The organism is Azospirillum oleiclasticum (assembly GCF_013423485.1).
Taxonomy (GTDB): domain Bacteria; phylum Pseudomonadota; class Alphaproteobacteria; order Azospirillales; family Azospirillaceae; genus Azospirillum; species Azospirillum oleiclasticum.
The window spans coordinates 111,574-126,713 of the sequence record NZ_JABFFR010000007.1 but is presented as its reverse complement, the minus strand read 5'-3'; the positions used below and the strand labels follow the sequence as shown (position 1 = coordinate 126,713).

At 71.0% G+C, this 15,140-nt stretch carries 18 protein-coding genes; 11 read left to right on the top strand and 7 right to left on the bottom strand.

Annotated features, from left to right (window positions below; genetic code table 11):
• Window positions 1-8: 8 nt before the first annotated feature.
• Entirely contained in the window at window positions 9-665 is a 657-nt protein-coding gene (gene nth / locus HL658_RS10620) for an endonuclease III (RefSeq protein ID WP_180282076.1), read from the top strand.
• 37 nt (window positions 666-702) lie between these two features.
• Here the strand turns inward: nth and HL658_RS10615 are convergent, their stop codons facing one another.
• Together HL658_RS10615 and HL658_RS10610 are read right to left on the bottom strand one after the other, a co-directional pair.
• The gene (locus HL658_RS10615; RefSeq protein WP_246337467.1) at window positions 703-1,257 is read right to left on the bottom strand and encodes a bactofilin family protein; all 555 of its coding nucleotides are present in this window, start codon (window positions 1,255-1,257) and stop codon (window positions 703-705) included.
• A gap of 368 nt (window positions 1,258-1,625) precedes the next feature.
• The gene (locus tag HL658_RS10610; RefSeq protein WP_180282078.1) at window positions 1,626-2,303 is read right to left on the bottom strand and encodes an EI24 domain-containing protein; all 678 of its coding nucleotides are present in this window, start codon (window positions 2,301-2,303) and stop codon (window positions 1,626-1,628) included.
• Window positions 2,304-2,474: 171 nt separating this feature from the next.
• On the opposite strand from HL658_RS10610, the gene HL658_RS10605 reads away from it, so the two are divergent.
• The 4 genes from HL658_RS10605 to HL658_RS10590 all read left to right on the top strand — a co-directional run bounded on the left by HL658_RS10605 (window position 2,475) and on the right by HL658_RS10590 (window position 5,879).
• On the top strand, window positions 2,475-3,479 hold the full coding sequence (locus HL658_RS10605) for an adenosine kinase (RefSeq protein ID WP_180282079.1): 1,005 nt from the start codon (window positions 2,475-2,477) through the stop codon (window positions 3,477-3,479).
• A 206-nt stretch (window positions 3,480-3,685) separates the two neighbouring features.
• Window positions 3,686-4,600 (top strand): sulfite exporter TauE/SafE family protein, encoded by a 915-nt coding sequence (locus HL658_RS10600; RefSeq protein WP_180282080.1) that lies wholly within the window; start codon window positions 3,686-3,688, stop codon window positions 4,598-4,600.
• A 3-nt stretch (window positions 4,601-4,603) separates the two neighbouring features.
• Window positions 4,604-5,344 carry a TIGR02186 family protein gene (locus HL658_RS10595; RefSeq protein ID WP_180282081.1) on the top strand — a complete coding sequence of 247 codons (741 nt, stop codon included), beginning with the start codon at window positions 4,604-4,606 and terminating at the stop codon, window positions 5,342-5,344.
• 1 nt (window position 5,345) lies between these two features.
• The gene (locus tag HL658_RS10590) at window positions 5,346-5,879 is read left to right on the top strand and encodes a universal stress protein (RefSeq protein ID WP_180282082.1); all 534 of its coding nucleotides are present in this window, start codon (window positions 5,346-5,348) and stop codon (window positions 5,877-5,879) included.
• Between the two features lie 24 nt (window positions 5,880-5,903).
• Here the strand turns inward: HL658_RS10590 and HL658_RS10585 are convergent, their stop codons facing one another.
• Together HL658_RS10585 and HL658_RS37970 are read right to left on the bottom strand one after the other, a co-directional pair.
• Window positions 5,904-7,364, bottom strand: a complete 1,461-nt coding sequence (locus HL658_RS10585) for a fused MFS/spermidine synthase (RefSeq protein ID WP_180282083.1) — start codon at window positions 7,362-7,364, stop codon at window positions 5,904-5,906.
• On the bottom strand, window positions 7,361-8,614 hold the full coding sequence (locus tag HL658_RS37970; RefSeq protein ID WP_343055052.1) for an adenylate/guanylate cyclase domain-containing protein: 1,254 nt from the start codon (window positions 8,612-8,614) through the stop codon (window positions 7,361-7,363). Before HL658_RS37970 ends, HL658_RS10585 begins: the two co-directional genes overlap by 4 nt.
• Before the next feature lie 117 nt (window positions 8,615-8,731).
• Here HL658_RS37970 and HL658_RS10575 point away from each other — a divergent pair, with 117 nt between their 5' ends.
• On the top strand, window positions 8,732-9,283 hold the full coding sequence (locus tag HL658_RS10575) for a NifU family protein (RefSeq protein WP_180282084.1): 552 nt from the start codon (window positions 8,732-8,734) through the stop codon (window positions 9,281-9,283).
• Window positions 9,284-9,433: 150 nt separating this feature from the next.
• Here the strand turns inward: HL658_RS10575 and HL658_RS10570 are convergent, their stop codons facing one another.
• Both HL658_RS10570 and ddpX read right to left on the bottom strand, forming a co-directional pair.
• Window positions 9,434-10,468: a polysaccharide deacetylase family protein gene (locus HL658_RS10570; RefSeq protein WP_180282085.1), complete on the bottom strand. Its 1,035-nt coding sequence runs from the start codon at window positions 10,466-10,468 to the stop codon at window positions 9,434-9,436.
• A gap of 95 nt (window positions 10,469-10,563) precedes the next feature.
• On the bottom strand, window positions 10,564-11,118 hold the full coding sequence (ddpX, locus tag HL658_RS10565; protein WP_180282086.1) for a D-alanyl-D-alanine dipeptidase: 555 nt from the start codon (window positions 11,116-11,118) through the stop codon (window positions 10,564-10,566).
• Between the two features lie 57 nt (window positions 11,119-11,175).
• On the opposite strand from ddpX, the gene tsaB reads away from it, so the two are divergent.
• Together tsaB and HL658_RS10555 are read left to right on the top strand one after the other, a co-directional pair.
• The gene (gene tsaB, locus HL658_RS10560; RefSeq protein ID WP_180282087.1) at window positions 11,176-11,859 is read left to right on the top strand and encodes a tRNA (adenosine(37)-N6)-threonylcarbamoyltransferase complex dimerization subunit type 1 TsaB; all 684 of its coding nucleotides are present in this window, start codon (window positions 11,176-11,178) and stop codon (window positions 11,857-11,859) included.
• A complete protein-coding gene (locus tag HL658_RS10555) occupies window positions 11,856-12,338 on the top strand; it encodes a GNAT family N-acetyltransferase (protein ID WP_180282088.1) in 483 nt (160 codons plus the stop codon). Before tsaB ends, HL658_RS10555 begins: the two co-directional genes overlap by 4 nt.
• Here the strand turns inward: HL658_RS10555 and HL658_RS10550 are convergent.
• On the bottom strand, window positions 12,335-12,586 hold the full coding sequence (locus HL658_RS10550; RefSeq protein WP_180282089.1) for a sulfurtransferase TusA family protein: 252 nt from the start codon (window positions 12,584-12,586) through the stop codon (window positions 12,335-12,337). The two genes, HL658_RS10555 and HL658_RS10550, sit on opposite strands and share 4 nt — an antisense overlap.
• Before the next feature lie 94 nt (window positions 12,587-12,680).
• On the opposite strand from HL658_RS10550, the gene HL658_RS10545 reads away from it, so the two are divergent.
• The 3 genes from HL658_RS10545 (at window position 12,681) to HL658_RS10535 (ending at window position 15,108) form a co-directional block, all read left to right on the top strand.
• Window positions 12,681-13,097, top strand: coding sequence for a Ros/MucR family transcriptional regulator (locus HL658_RS10545; protein ID WP_180282090.1), 417 nt, complete (start codon window positions 12,681-12,683; stop codon window positions 13,095-13,097).
• Between the two features lie 306 nt (window positions 13,098-13,403).
• Window positions 13,404-14,225, top strand: coding sequence for a GNAT family N-acetyltransferase (locus tag HL658_RS10540; RefSeq protein WP_180282091.1), 822 nt, complete (start codon window positions 13,404-13,406; stop codon window positions 14,223-14,225).
• 40 nt (window positions 14,226-14,265) lie between these two features.
• The gene (locus HL658_RS10535; RefSeq protein WP_180282092.1) at window positions 14,266-15,108 is read left to right on the top strand and encodes a lysophospholipid acyltransferase family protein; all 843 of its coding nucleotides are present in this window, start codon (window positions 14,266-14,268) and stop codon (window positions 15,106-15,108) included.
• The last annotated feature ends 32 nt before the right edge of the window (window positions 15,109-15,140 follow it).

The following is a 15,140-nucleotide window of genomic DNA, read 5'->3' as shown; positions in this document are numbered from 1 at the left end:
CGCGCCCCATGAAACGCGCCGACGTCCAGGAATTCTTCCGCCGCCTCAGCACCGCGATGCCCGAGCCGCGGAGCGAGTTGGAATACGTGAACCCCTACACCCTGCTGGTGGCCGTGGTGCTGTCGGCCCAGGCGACCGACGTCGGCGTCAACCGCGCCACCAGGGCGCTGTTCGAACGGGTGACGACTCCGGCACAGATGGTGGCTCTGGGCGAGGCCGCGCTGCGCGAGCACATCAAGACCATCGGCCTGTTCAACACCAAGGCGAAGAACGTCATCCGCCTGTCGGAGATCCTGGTCGAGCGGTATGGCGGGGAGGTGCCGCGCGACCGCGAGGCGCTGGAGACGCTGCCCGGCGTCGGCCGCAAGACCGCCAACGTGGTGCTCAACGTCGCCTTCGGCGAGGAGACGATCGCGGTGGACACCCACATCTTCCGGGTCGGCAACCGCACCGGCCTCGCTCCCGGCAAGACGCCCGACGCGGTGGAGGCGAAGCTGCTGAAGGCGGTGCCCAAGCCCTACCGGCTGCACGCTCACCACTGGCTGATCCTGCACGGGCGCTATGTCTGCAAGGCCCGCAAGCCGGACTGCCCGGTCTGCACGGTCGCCGACCTCTGCGCCTACAAGGACAAGACGAAGCCGGGTGCGGTTGTGCCGGCGCTGTAACCCTCTCCCCGCCGGGGAGAGGGCTGGCAGGTGCCGGTTACTCCGCGACGCTGCCCATGGCGGCCACCGGCAGCTCGACCGGGGCGGGGGTGGCGATGCGGGCGACGGTGGCGCCGGGCTCGACCACCTGGATGTCGCCGACCAGCCGGCCGCCGGCCTCGACCTCCAGCTCGCCGTATTTGATGGAGCCGGTGATCTTGCCGGTGCTGCGCACGCGCAGCCGGCCACGCACCACGATGTCGCCTTCGAACCGGCCGGCGATGTCTGCCTCGTCGATCTCCACCGAGCCCTTGAACAGGCCGGAGTCCGCGATCTCGATGTTGCGGCCGTCGCGCAGCTTGGCCTCGACCGTGCCTTCCACGACCAGCACGTCGCAGGAGGTGATCTCGCCCGACAGGGAGATGTCGCGGCCGACCGTCAGACGGCGCTGCTGGTCCTGCGGGGCGGCGGCGGCGGCGGCGGGCGGGGCGGCGGCGTCCGGCCGGCGCACCGGCGCGCCGGGGATGTCGACCACGCGGCGCGGGGTGTCGGTGCGCAGACCGGCGCCGGACATGGACGGGGCAATGGGCGGCTTCGGCGTGCTGGTGGTCATGTCGGGTCCCTTGTCGGCATAGGGAGAACGATAGGCGGCCGGTGCCGGGCTTGGCATCGGCGCGGACGGGGAAGCCGGCGCCGGGAAGACCGCGGCGCCCGGGGATGAGTGGGCTGCCGGACCCGAAGCCGTGGACAGCGGTGCGGTGGTGTCGGCGAAGCCCCGGTCTGGCGCGGCCGGAGCCGGTGACGGAGCCCCGGCCGGGTCGGCGCTCGCTGGCTTGGGAGTGCCGGTCGGCGAATTCTTTCGTCCAAACAGCATGAACGTCGGTCCCCCGGTCAGTCTGTACAGGTCAATCGAAACAGGTGGCGGCTACGGATGGCGGCGCCCTGGCTCGCGCAAAGGAACGTCCATGCGGCGTATCACGGTCATCCGACCGGCGGCAAGCGCCGAGTGAGTCCGTGAAAGATATGGACCATGAAGGCGCTGGCGACGACCGGCACCAGGAGGTTGACCAACGGTACGGTCGAGAGAAAAGCGATAATGACGCCGGCCAAAAAAGGTTTCAATGGAAAACTGCGACGCAAGATCCGTGCCCTTTCCGTTCCCAGGCGTCGGTTGGCGATCAATCCAAAGTAATCGCGCCCAAGGAGATAACCATTTATCGTATAATAGACGATAAGATTGATTCCGGGTGCGAAGATATACACGGGTAGAGCGACGAGGTTGACGGCAACCACGATGGCGAACAGGCTCGCCGCGTTCGCCAATTCCTCACCCATGGTCAGGCGGCGGGCGCGGGCGAGCTGCGGATAGTGCCGCGCCTCCACCCGGTCCACCACATCGTCGAGCAGGAAGCTCGACACCGTCGCCACCATGGCGGGGAACAGGAGCCACGCCACCACGAAGACCAGCAGCCCGCCGACCACGTCCAGCGTCGTGTCGATCCAGGCGACGTCGGTCAGGGCGGTATGGAACAGCGCGTACCACACCAGCGCGGCCAGCGCCGCGAAGCCCGCGATGGCGCCCAGCACCCCGATCGCCACCACGCGGCGCGAACCGGGATCGGTGAGCTGGCCGAAGGCGAGGAGGAGCGCGCGGATCATGCGGGTCGGGTCCCTTCAGCGGTTGGAACCGCCCCTATCTGGGGGCGGGTCTTTCCCGGACAAGGCCGCCCCGGACACACGCGGTGCCCGCGTCGCCACGCCGCTTGTGGCGGCCGGGGGCGCCGCTATACTCGCCGCCCGAACGCCCCCCGACCGATTCAAGGAGCATGCATGGACCGGGCTGAATTCGACGTTGTCGGCATCGGCAACGCCATCGTCGACGTCATCGCCCACGCCGACGACGCCTTCCTGGCCGACAACGCCATCGAAAAGGGGGCCATGACGCTGATCGACGCCGCCCGCGCCGAGGAGATCTACGGCCGTATGGGGCCGGGCGTGGAGGTGTCGGGCGGCTCGGCGGGCAACACCATGGCGGGCTTCGCCTCGCTGGGCGGGCGTGGCGCCTACATCGGCAAGGTCTGCGACGACCAGCTGGGCGCGGTCTTCCGGCACGACATCCGCGCCGCCGGCGTGCATTTCACCACGCCGCCCCTGCAGGGCCAGCCGCCGACCGCCCGCTGCCTGATCCTGGTGACGCCGGACGCCCAGCGCTCCATGAACACCTTCCTCGGCGCCTGCGTCGAGCTGGGGCCGGACGATGTGGACGAGGCCCTGATCGCCGCCAGCAGCGTCACCTACATGGAAGGCTATCTCTACGACCGGCCGGAGGCGAAGGCCGCCTTCCGCAAGGCGGCGGAGATCGCCCACCGCAACGGCCGCAAGGTGTCGCTGTCGCTGTCCGACAGCTTCTGCGTCCACCGCCACCACGCCGAGTTCCTGGATCTGGTCGAGAACCACGTCGACATCCTGTTCGCCAACGAGCACGAGATCGGCGCCCTCTACGGCACCGACGATTTCGAGACGGCGCTGGCCGCGGTGAAGCGGCTGGGCCGGACGGCGGCGCTGACCCGCAGCGAGAAGGGGGCGGTGATCGTGTCCGGCGGCACGGCGGTCGCGGTGGCGGCGGAACCGGTGGAGCGGGTGGTCGACACCACCGGGGCCGGCGACCTCTACGCCTCGGGTTTCCTCTTCGGCTTCACCCGCGGGCTGGAGCCGGCTTTGTGCGGGCGGCTCGGCGCCATCGCGGCGGCGGAGGTGATCAGCCACGTCGGCGCCCGCCCGGAGGTCCCGCTGGCCACGCTGCTGCGCAGCAAGGGCATTGCTGCCGCCCTCTGACGACGTGCCGGCGGGGTGAAAGCCCTTTGCCCCGCCAACAGTCCGTGGAGTAAGGTGCCGCTCTCGGCAGGATTTCCGAACTCCGCCCTCGGACGGGCGGCCCCGGAAATCCTGCGAAACTCTTGAGTCGGCGGCCTTGCCCGGGCCGGGCCACTGGTGGTCCGATCCGGGCAAGGCCGCTTTGCCCGCCGCCGGACCCTGATCCCATGCAAGTCTATCTGCCGATCGCCGAGATGTCGGTCAACGCCCTGTTGGTGCTCGGCATGGGGGGGCTCGTCGGGTTCCTGTCCGGCATGTTCGGGGTGGGCGGCGGCTTCCTGATGACGCCGCTGCTCATGTTCATCGGCGTGCCCGCGGCGGTGTCGGTGGGCACCCAGGCCAACCAGCTCGTGGGCGCCAGCATCTCCGGCGTGATGGCGCACTGGCGGCGCGGCAACGTCGACGTGAAGCTGGGCGCGGTGATGCTGATGGGCGGTGTCGTCGGCACCGCGGTCGGCGTGTGGATCTTCGGCATCCTCCAGCGCATGGGTCAGATCGACGTCGCCATCTCGCTGTCCTACGTGTTCCTGCTCGGCACCATCGGCGGGCTGATGCTGGTGGAGGCCACCCGCGCCATGATCCGCCGGCGCCAGCCCACCGCCGCCCGCGGCAAGCTGCACCGCCACGGCTTCCTGCACGGGCTGCCGCTGAAGATGCGCTTTCCCCGCTCGCGGCTCTACATCTCGGCGCTGCTGCCCTTCGGCATCGGCTTCGTGGGCGGCGTGCTGGTCGCCATCATGGGGGTCGGCGGCGGCTTCCTGCTGGTGCCGGCGATGATCTACATGCTGAACATGCCGACGGCGCTGGTGGCCGGGACCTCGCTGTTCCAGATCATCTTCACCACCGCCGCCGCCACCCTGCTCCAGGCCGCCACCAACCAGACGGTGGACGTGATGCTGGCGCTGCTGCTGCTGGTCGGCGGCGTGGTGGGCGCGCAGTTCGGCACCAAGGCCGGCGGGGCGCTGCGCGGCGACCAGGCGCGGCTGCTGCTCGGCCTGATCGTCGTCGGCGTGGCGCTCAAGCTGGCCTGGGATCTGGTGGCGGTGCCGGCCGACCTCTACAGCCTCGCGATCGGGAGCTGACGCGTGAAGCTTCCCGCCGCCCTCCTGGCGCTCTGCCTCATCGGGTTCGTCGCCCTGTCGGCGCGCGCCCAGCAGCTCGTCGCCGACCTGTCCAACCACCTGATCGCCATCACCACCGGCTTCACCGGGACCGAGGTGGTGCTGTTCGGCGCCACCGACGGGGCCGGCGACGTGGCGGTGGTGGTGACCGGCCCGCGCACCCCGATCACCGTGCGCCGCAAGGAGCGCACGGCCGGCATCTGGATCAACCGCCGCAGCGTGACCTTCCCGCAGGCGCCCAGCTTCTATGTGGTGGCGACCAGCCGGCCGCTGCAGCAGACGGTGTCGCCGCCGCAGCTCGAACGCCACCAGATCGGGCTGGACCATCTGCGGCTGGAGCCCGAGGCCGAGGTGTCGCCCGAGCGGCTGGCCGAGTTCCGCGAGGCGCTGATCCGCAACAAGCAGCGCGACGGGCTCTACGGCACAAGCACCGGGGCCGTCACCTTCCTGGGCGACCGGCTGTTCCGCACCAACATCTACTTCCCGGCCAATGTGCCGACCGGCCTCTACACCATCAATGTGCTGCTGATCCGCGACAACGAGGTGGTCAGCGCCCAGACGACCCCGCTGGTGGTTTCCAAGATCGGCTTCAGCGCCGATGTTTTCGAATTCGCGCGCGGCCAACCGATCGCGTACGGTGTTCTGGCGGTTGCCGGCGCCGTCGCCGCGGGCTGGCTGGCCGCTGCCGCATTCCGGAGGGTGTGAGATGACGGACGACTCCCAAACCCCCAACGGCCAGACCCCGGCCCCCACCGGCGAGCCAGCCCCGGCGGCGAAGCCCGTGCGCATCTTCCTGGTCGTCGTCGACGGCAGCCCCGAGCTGAAGGTCGCGCTGCGCTACGCCTGCCTGCGCGCCAAGCGCTCCGGCGGCCGTCTGGCGCTGCTCTACGTCATCGAGCCGCAGGAGATGACTGGCTTCATGGCCGTGGAGAACCTGATGCGCGAGGAGATGCGGGCGGAGGCGGAGCAGAAGGTGCAGAAGCTGGCCCGCGAGGTCACCCAGCTCACCGGCGCCATCCCCGCCCTGTTCCTGCGCGAGGGCAACCGCCGCGACGAGCTGTTGTCGCTGATCGACAGCGACCCCAGCATCTCCATCCTGGTGCTGGGTGCCGGCACCGGCAACGAGGGCCCCGGCCCGCTCGTCTCCTTCCTCACCGGCCGCGGCCTGTCGCGTCTGCGCATCCCCGTCACCATCGTGCCGGGGGCGATGTCCGACGAGCAGCTGGAAGCGATCACCTGACCCGCACTCTCCAGGGCCGTTCCCTCACCGCCCGTACAGCGCCCTGAGGCTGCGCAGGTCGATGTCGGTGCGGTCGTCGGTCAGCACCGGGAAGCCGTCGGTCCGTGCCGGCACCAGCGTGTCGGCGAGGTCGAGGGCGGCGGACTCCGCCGCCGGCGGGGCGGCGCGCAGGCGCTCCCGCAGCGCCTCCGCGGTGCGTGGTTCCTTCGCCGCCAGCAGGAAATGGTTGCCGTTGCCGGCGTCGGCCGCGAAGACCGCCGGGAAGGCGGCGGCCATGGTGGCGGCCAGCGGCCCGACCAGCGCGTCGCGGTCGGCCGGGGCCGCGACGTTCATGGCGACGATGCCGCCCGGCGCCAGCCGCCGCTCGACCGCCTGGAAGAACTCCCGCGTCGCCACGAAGAAGGGGATGCTGACGGTGTTGTAGAGGTCGATGACGATCACGTCGTGCGCAACGGTGGCGTGCGTCACGTAACGCCGCGCGTCCTCCACCAGCACCGGCACGGCGGGGTCGAGACCGAAGCGCTCGCGCGCCACCTCCACCACCGCGGCGTCCAGCTCCACCCCCAGCACCGCGGCGTCCGGCCAGGCGGCGCGGATGCCGGTGGCGGCGGCCCCGCCGGCCACGCCCAGCACCAGCACGCGCCGTCCCTGCGTCAGCAGGGGCAGGGCGGGGAACAGGTCGTAATAGAGGCCGGTCGGCCCGCCGTCCTTGCGCACCCGCGACTGCACCGCCCACGGCACGTTCAGGTGGAGCCGCAGCTCGCGCGCGTCCTCGGCGACGTAGATGGTGTTGTGCGGTGTCTCCCGCACCAGCGCGTAGCCGGCGGGCGTCCCCGGCCCGGCCAGCAGGGTCGCCAGGGCCGCCACCCCGGCGCCGGCGGCCGGCGCCACCCCGCGCGCCGCTGCCACCAGCCCGGCGGCCAGGACCAAGGCCGCCACGCCGTAGCCGGCCGTCACTCCGATGGCGGGGATCGCCCAGAAGGCGGCGGCGAAGGTGCCGGCGATGCTGCCCACCGTGCCCACGGCGTAGACACGGCCCGCCGCCGCGGCACCCGACAAGGCGGTCAGCCCGGCGCAGATCGGTGAGACCATGGCCAGCGCGAAGGAGGGAACGGCCAGCAGCACCGCCGCGGCGATCACCGACCCCTCCTGCGGCGGCAGGGCGAAGCCCATGCCGTCCAGCAGCGGCGGCGCCACCCAGGGGGTGCCGGCTCCCCACAGCGCGGCCAGCGTCAGCGCGCCGCGCAGCGCCGGCAGCGCCCGCGGGCCGTCGCCCAGCGTGCCGCCCACCCAATAGCCGGCGGCCATGAAGGCCATGACCACCCCGATCACCGCCCCCCACTGGTAGACGGAATAGCCGAACTGTGGCGCCATCAGCCGGCCGCCCAGGATCTCCAGCATCATCAGCGCGAAGCCGCCGCAGAAGGCGGCGGTTCCCAGCGCCCAGGGGGGGAGCGTCCGGCCGTGCGCCGCGGGCGCGCTCATGCCGCCACGGCCGTCAGGACCGCGGGCAGCCCGAACACCTCCACCGGGTCCTTCAGCCCGCGCACGGGGTGCCAGCCCGCGGCGTCCAGCGGATCCGGGCAGGCGGCGGCGAATTCGGCGGACGTGAGGAGGGTGCGATCGAGCCGCTTGCACAGACCCTCGATCCGGCTCACCAGATTGACCGCCGGGCCGATCACCGTGAAGTCCAGCCGGCTCGGCGCGCCGATGTTGCCGTACATGACGTTGCCGATGTGGAGCGCGATGCCGCAGCGCAGGGTCGGCTCGCCCCAGGCGGCGCGCTCGGCGTTGCGGGCGTCGATGCGCGCCAGCGCGTCGCGCGCGGCGGCCAGCGCCAGCCGGCAGGCTTGCCGCTCCTCCAGCGGGCCGGCGCCGTCGGGCAGCGGGAAGATGGCGAGCATGGCGTCGCCGATGAACTTGACGATTTCGCCCCCGCGCGCCTCCACAGCACCCCCCATGATCTCGAAATAGCCGTTCAGCAGGCTGATCAGCGTGTCGCGCGGCAGCCGGTCGGCCAGCGAGGTGAAGCCGCGCAGGTCGCAGTACCAGATGACCGCGCGCAGGTCGGCGCCGGTGCCGCGGCGGATGTCGCCGGACAGGATGCGGGAGCCCGTGCGGTGGCCGACATAGGTGTCGAGCACGGTGGCCGCCAGCCGCCGCAGAATCAGTGTCTCCAGCACCGCGGAGAAGGCCGGCAGCACGGCGTCGATCAGCGCCAGGTCGGCGGTGCTGAAGCCGCCCGGCCGCTCGGTCGCGAAACTCGACATGTTGCGCCGGCGGTCGGAGAAGTGGAGCGCCATCAGCGCATAGTCGGTGATGCCCTGGTCCTTCAGCTCCTCCAGGATCGGGTATTCCCAGGGCGGCGCCATCCGCTCCAGCGGGAAGCGCATGGCCTCCACCCCCTGTTCGGTGATGGTGTAGACGGGGCTCGTCAGATAGCTCTCGCTCAGCTCGGTGCCGTGCGCGCGCTCGATCACCTCCACGGCCGGCTCGTGGGCGCGCCAGTAATAGCTCATGAACTGGATCTGAGGGTGCAGCAGGCGCAGCCCCAGCGACAGACGCGCCAGCGGCACGCCGGACTCGGCGAGCCGCCGGGCGAAGGCGTCCACCACCGTGGGTATGTCCGTGCTCTGCCGTCCCTCGCGCATCAGCCATTCGATGACCGGTGCGGCGTCGCAACCGACGGGCGCGGGATGCGGGGGCGGGGGGGCTGCGGGTGTGGCCGTGGTCACCGGGATTCCGTCCTCTCCAGGGGGGCGGGCGGAGTCGTCCGCTTGATCTGGGCGTGGATTCTGCCCAAGTTTGCGGAACGGCGCCAGCATGGACCGGCGCAATGGAGGGTTCCCGACATGTTCATCCAGACCGAGCAGACACCCAACCCGGCGACGCTGAAGTTTCTGCCGGGTCGCGAGGTGCTCGGGCGCGGCACCGCCGACTTCACCGACGGGGCGTCGGCGGCGCGCTCGCCGCTTGCCCAGCGCCTGTTCGACATCGAGGGGGTCGAGGGCGTCTTCCTCGGCGCCGACTTCGTCACCATCACCAAATCGGGCGACCGCGACTGGTACCTCCTGAAGCCGTCGATCCTCGGCGTGATCATGGAGCATTTCACCGCCAACCGCCCGGTGCTGCTGGAGGATGCGGTCGACGACAACGCCGCCAGCGAGGATGACGACGAGATCGTCGTGCAGATCAAGGAGCTGCTGGACACCCGCGTGCGTCCGGCGGTGGCCCAGGACGGCGGCGACATCACCTTCCACGGCTTCGACCACGGTGTGGTCTATCTGACCATGAAGGGTTCCTGCGCCGGCTGCCCCAGCTCGACCGCCACGCTGAAGGCCGGCATCGAGAACATGCTGCGCCACTACATCCCGGAAGTGACCGAGGTGCGGGCGGTCCGCTGACCGCCAGTATACCACGTATCATCGATCATGATCGATGATCCCTCACACGGCGGGCGCGGCCATCCGGCCGCTTGCCTTCGCGGGCACGGGCCCGCGGGGCCTCAACGGCCCAACCAAGTCCCGATGAGTCGTTCTCATCGGGACTTGGAATTACTCCGGCACCACGAACTGCACGCCGTACCAGCGCCAGCGGCCGTCGGCCGTGGGCAGCGTGCAGTTGACGCGGGCGCGGCCGGGCGGGAAGGGGGCGGCGATGCGCACCTCCACCCGGTCGTCGGTCACCCGCTCCAGCGCCGTGCGCCCCTGGCCCGACGCGAAGCAGGCGAGGCGTGACAGCTCGCCGACCGACGTATCGACGGTGAAGCCCAGCGGCGGCGGGTTGACGGTGAGCAGCGTGTCCTCCGGCGTCACGTCGGAGACGGGCAGCGGCAGGGCCGAGGCGGCGATTCGGAAACGCTCGATGCCGCCGAAGGATTCGTTCATCACGAAGCGCGGCAGCGCCTTCAGGTCGGCCCCCGCGTGCACGGCCCCCGACTGCAGCCCGAAGGCGGCGGTGAAGCCCATCTCGGCCACCAGCTCGCGCACCGCGTCGGAATGGTCGCCGGCGGGGTAGGCGAACAGGGTGGGGCGCAGGTTCAATTCGGCCTTCAGCCGGTCGGCCATGCGCCGCAATTCGGATCGCACGTCGGCCAACGGCCGGGTGGCGAGCGGCATGGTCGACGCACCGAGTCCGCCGATGGTCACGCCAGCCGCTGCCATCTGGCGCAGCTCGTCCCAGGTCATGTGGCCGGGGGAGCCGCGGTCGATGGCATCCGTGCCGACGAACAGCGTGAAGGGCAGCCCGGCCGCGCGCAGCCGCGGCCACGCCTCGCGGTAGGCGGACTTGCTGGCCTCGTCGATGGTGATGGCGACCGTCCGGTCGGGCAGCGGGCGCCCCTGGCGCAGGGCCTCGACGATGCGCGGCAGCGGCAGCACGGTGTAACCGCCCGCCTGGAGATCCTCCAGGTGCGACTCGAGCTGGTCGATGCGGAGGCTGCTGACCGGCGTCTGGTCCTCGCCGAAGCGGTTGTAGGCGAAGACCACCGCCGACGGTCCGTCCCCCGCGCCGGCGGGCGTGGCGGACGCCACGGCGGCGGCGACGGCCAGGACAGCCGCGAACAGGGCGGAGGCGCATCGGACGAGCATGTCTGCGGTGTGGCACAGAGGCACGCCCCGTCACAAGTCCGCAACGGCCGCCGCGTGCAGGACCCGCCCGGCCGATGCACGCGCGCCACAGCCGGTTACGCCGAAAGCATCAGCCCGCCGACGGCGCGGTCGGTCAGAAGCGGGAAGCGGGCGGCATCCGGCAACTCGTAATGCCACCATTCCATGGCGTAATGCGCCCAGCCCGCCGCGCTCATCACCCCCAGCAGCAGAGCGCGGTTGCGCTGCATTTCGGCGGGCAGATCGGTGCGCGCGTGGTGCGAGCGCTCCGTCATGTCGTCGAACCCGGTGCCCATGTCGAGCGGCGTGCCGTCGGCGTCGGCCAGAGTCAGGTCGACCGCCACCCCGCGCGAATGGTTGGAGCCCTGGCGCGGGTCGGCGATGTAGGCGGGATCGGGCAGCGCCTCCCACAGGCGCCACTGCGCCTCCACCGGGCGGAAGGCGTCGTAGACGCACAGCCGGCAGCCGATGCCGCGGGCGAGCTCCGCCGCACGCCCCAGCGCGCTGGCCGCCTCCGGCGCCAGCAGGCAGACCGGCTTGCGGTAGATGGCGACACCCGCCAGATTGTCCGGCGTGGCGTAGCGCAGGTCGATATCGACGTCGAAGGACGGCGGCGCGATGGGAACGAGCATGGACGGGTGTACGAAAGGTTGGACGGGAGACGTGTCTAGCATGGTCCGGCAGCGGCGATGAAGGTGCTTGGTCTGGACACCGCGACATCCGGCTGCTCGGCGGCGCTGTGGGTCGACGGGCGGATCGCGGCGCGGCGCGCCACCCCCATGGCGCGCGGCCAGGCGGAGGCGCTGGTGCCGATGGCCGCCGCCGTGCTGGCCGACGCGGGCGCCGCCTTCGCCGAGCTCGACCGCATCGCCGTCACCGTCGGGCCCGGCGCCTTCACCGGCCTGCGCATCGCGTTGGCCGCGGCGCGCGGCTTCGCGCTCGGGATCGGCGTTCCGGTCGTCGGGGTGACCAGCTTCGCCGCCATCGCCCATGGGGTGCCGGCGGCGGAGCGGGCCGGCCGGCCGCTGCTGGTCGCCGTCGACTCGCGCCGCGCCGAGCCCTACCTGCAACGGTTCGATCCCGGCCTGGAGCCGGTGGGCGAGCCGGTGATGCTGCCCGTCGGTGCGGTGGCCGGCTGGCTGGCGGGTTGGCTCGACGGATCGACGGACGCGCCGTTGCTGGTTGCCGGCGATGGGGCGCCGCCGCTGCGCGACGCGCTGGCCGGGCGGCCGGGAACCGTCTTCGCCGGGGGTTCCGGCCTTCCCGACGCGGCGGTCGTCGCGGCACTCGGCGCCGTGGGCGACGTCGGCCCGGCGCCGCGGCCGCTCTACATCCGTCCGCCGGACGTCACCCTGCCGCGCGGCGTGGCGTGACCGCCCCGCCCGAACTGGTTCCGGCCGGGCCGCCGCACGCCGCCGTGCTGGCGGAACTCCAGGCCGCCTGTTTCCCGGACGAGCCGTGGTCGGCCGTCTCCATCGCCGGCATGGTCGAGCCGCCGGCCGCCTTCGCCGTGATTGCCATGGAGGGCGGGGAGCCGGCCGGTTTCGTCATGGTCCGCACCGCCGGGGAGGATGGCGAGATCCTCGCCATCGGCGTGCTCGACCATGCCCGCGGCCGAGGGACCGGGCGCCGGCTGGTGGACGCCGCCGTCGCCGGAGCCATGCGGCGCGGCGCCACCGCGGTGTTCCTGGAAGTCGCGGAGGACAACGCCGCGGCCCGCGCGCTGTATTCGCGCGCCGGTTTCGTGCCGGTCGGGCGCCGTCCCGGCTATTACCGGCGGCGGGACGGGCGCGTCGCGGCACTGGTCCTGCGCTTCCCGTCCCCGCCGATGGAACCCCCTGCCGGACGTTAATTTTTGGTCACGCGCAGCCGGTGAATTCCCAGCGGTTCCGCGGGGTTCTCGGGTCGCACCCAATGCACGGTGTGTCCGAGTTCGACCAAGGAACGAGGCACATTCTCCAAGGGTTCGCCCGCGTTCAGCCGGACTTCGAGGGTCTGCCCGCGGCTCAACCGCTCGACGCACAACTTTGTCCGCACAAAGGTTAACGGACATACCTCGGTCGTTATGTCGAGCAAGTAGACTTCCGATTTCTCATCCACAGCGGCTTCCTCTTTGAACGAAAAGAATGGATATTGCGCCTTCCCGAAAACCTCTTTATATGGTTGTGCAGGCCAAGCCTCGGAGCAAGCTTACATGAGCAATGGAACGCCATCCAACGAGCTGTTGTCTCTGACCACGGAGATCGTAGCGGCCCACGTCTCCAACAACACCGTTGCATTGGGTGATCTACCGACACTGATTGAGCAGGTCTACAGGTCTCTCGTCAACATCGGCACCGAACCCCCCCCCGCGGAAGAGCGGCTGCAGCCGGCCGTCCCCATCAAGAAGTCGGTGACGCCGGACCACATCGTCTGTCTGGAGGATGGCAAGAAGCTGAAGATGCTGAAGCGCCATCTGAAGACCGCCTACAACATGACTCCCGAGGAGTATCGGGAGCGCTGGGGCCTGCCGCCGGATTATCCGATGGTCGCGCCGAACTACGCCAAGCAGCGCAGCTCGCTGGCCAAGCAGATCGGCCTGGGCACCCGCGCGCGGCGCGGCGGCGACTGAAGGTCCGACGCGGCGGAGCTCCGGGCCGGGAGCTCGGCCGCATCGACGGGCCGACGGCGGCGCGGGACGGGTGCCCGCCACGCCGGACCGCCCGTCCACCGGTGACGCTTCGCCGTCCGGTCGGGCGCCGTCCGGTTCGGCGCCGTGTGTTCCGGTGCCGTGTGTTCCGGTGCCGACAGGGGCCGCGCCGACGAGTCGGTTGACCGGCGCATGGCGGATCGTGCTATCCCTGACGGCCGAAGCCCTCCGGCCCGTCCGTGGGGGCGTTGCGGCGGCACGCGACCCCAAGCCTTGGTGACCCGGAGCATGGTAGACACTTCCACCGACCAGGACGGTCCCTCCGATCTTCGGATGGGAAGCCTCGAGGTGCGGCTGGCGGCGAGCCTTGAGGAGATCGACTGGGCCCAGGCCCTGCGCTACCGCGTCTTCTACACCGAGATGTCCGCCCGACCGACCGCGGAGATGGAGGCGAGGGGCCGCGACTTCGACGATTTCGACGCGGTCGCCGACCATCTTCTGGTGATCGACCATGCGCGCGGCGACGGGCCGGAGCAGGTGGTCGGCACCTACCGCCTGATCCGCCGCCCCGCCGCCGCCCGGGTCGGCCGCTTCTATTCCAGCGACGAATACGACATCAGCCTGTTCGAGCGCTTCCCCGGTGAGGTGCTGGAGCTCGGCCGCTCCTGCGTCGACCTGTCGGCGCGCAACCGGCCGACCATGCAGCTCCTGTGGCGCGGCATCGCGGACTATGTGTTCCGCCATGACATCGCGGTGATGTTCGGCTGCGCCAGCCTGCCCGGAACCGATCCCGAGGCGCTGGCCCTGCCGCTGTCCTACCTGCACCATTTCCACCTCGCCCCGCCCGAGCTGCGTCCGTGCGCGCTTCCCGACCGCCGTGTCGGCATGGATCTCATGGCGCGCGACGCCATCGACCAGCGCCGCGCGCTGGCCGACCTGCCGCCGCTGATCAAGGGGTATCTCCGGCTCGGCGGCTTCGTGGGGGAGGGAGCCGTGATCGACCATGGCTTCAACACCACCGATGTCTGCATCGTGGTCAAGACCGAACTGATCACCGACAAATACTCCAAGCATTACGAGCGCCGCCGGCGCGACGCGCTGACCGACTGAACCTCCGGCGCCGGGTGCGCCGGTCCGCTGGGGACGTGCCATGGGATCGCCGATCATCGGGTCGTTGCGCATCGCTCTGTATCTTGCCTGGACCCTCGCGCTGGTTCCGCCGCAGCTCGTCGCCATGGCCGTGGGGTCGCCGCTGGCCCGGCGCATCCCGCAGCTCTACCACCGCGGCTGCGCCCGCCTGCTGGGCTTCCGGCTGGAGGTGCACGGCACCATGGCGACGGAGGCGCCGGTGCTGTTCGTATGCAACCACTCCTCCTACCTCGACATCACCGTGCTGGGGGCGCTCCTCAACGCCAGCTTCATCGCCAAGAGCGAAGTGGCGGGCTGGCCGCTCTTCGGCTTCCTGTCCAAGCTGCAGCGGACGGTGTTCGTCGAGCGCCGGGCGCGCAGCGACGTCGGGCGGCAGCGCGACGCGCTGACCGCCCGGCTCCAGGAAGGCGACAACCTGATCCTGTTCCCGGAGGGCACCTCGTCCGACGGCAACCGCACGCTTCCCTTCAAGAGCGCCCTGTTCACCGTGGCGTGGCAGAGCGTCGATGGCCGTCCGGTGCTGGTGCAGCCGGTCAGCGTGACGGCGACCAAGCTGGACGGCATCCCGCTCGGCATCAATTTCCGGCCCATCTACGCCTGGTACGGCGACATGGACCTGGCTCCGCACCTGTGGCGCGCCTTCACCATCGGCAAGGTGACGGTGGAGGTGGAGTTCCATCCCCCCGTCACGGTCGAGGGGTTCCCCAGCCGCAAGGCGCTGGCCGACCATTGCCAGACCGTCGTGGCCGCCGGTGTGGAACGGGCCATCACCGGCCGCCGCCCGCCGGTTCCAGCACCGGCCGCCCCGGCCACCAGGACCGCCACCGAGCCGGCCGCCGCCTGACGGCGCGCGCGGCGATTGAAAAACACCGTCAC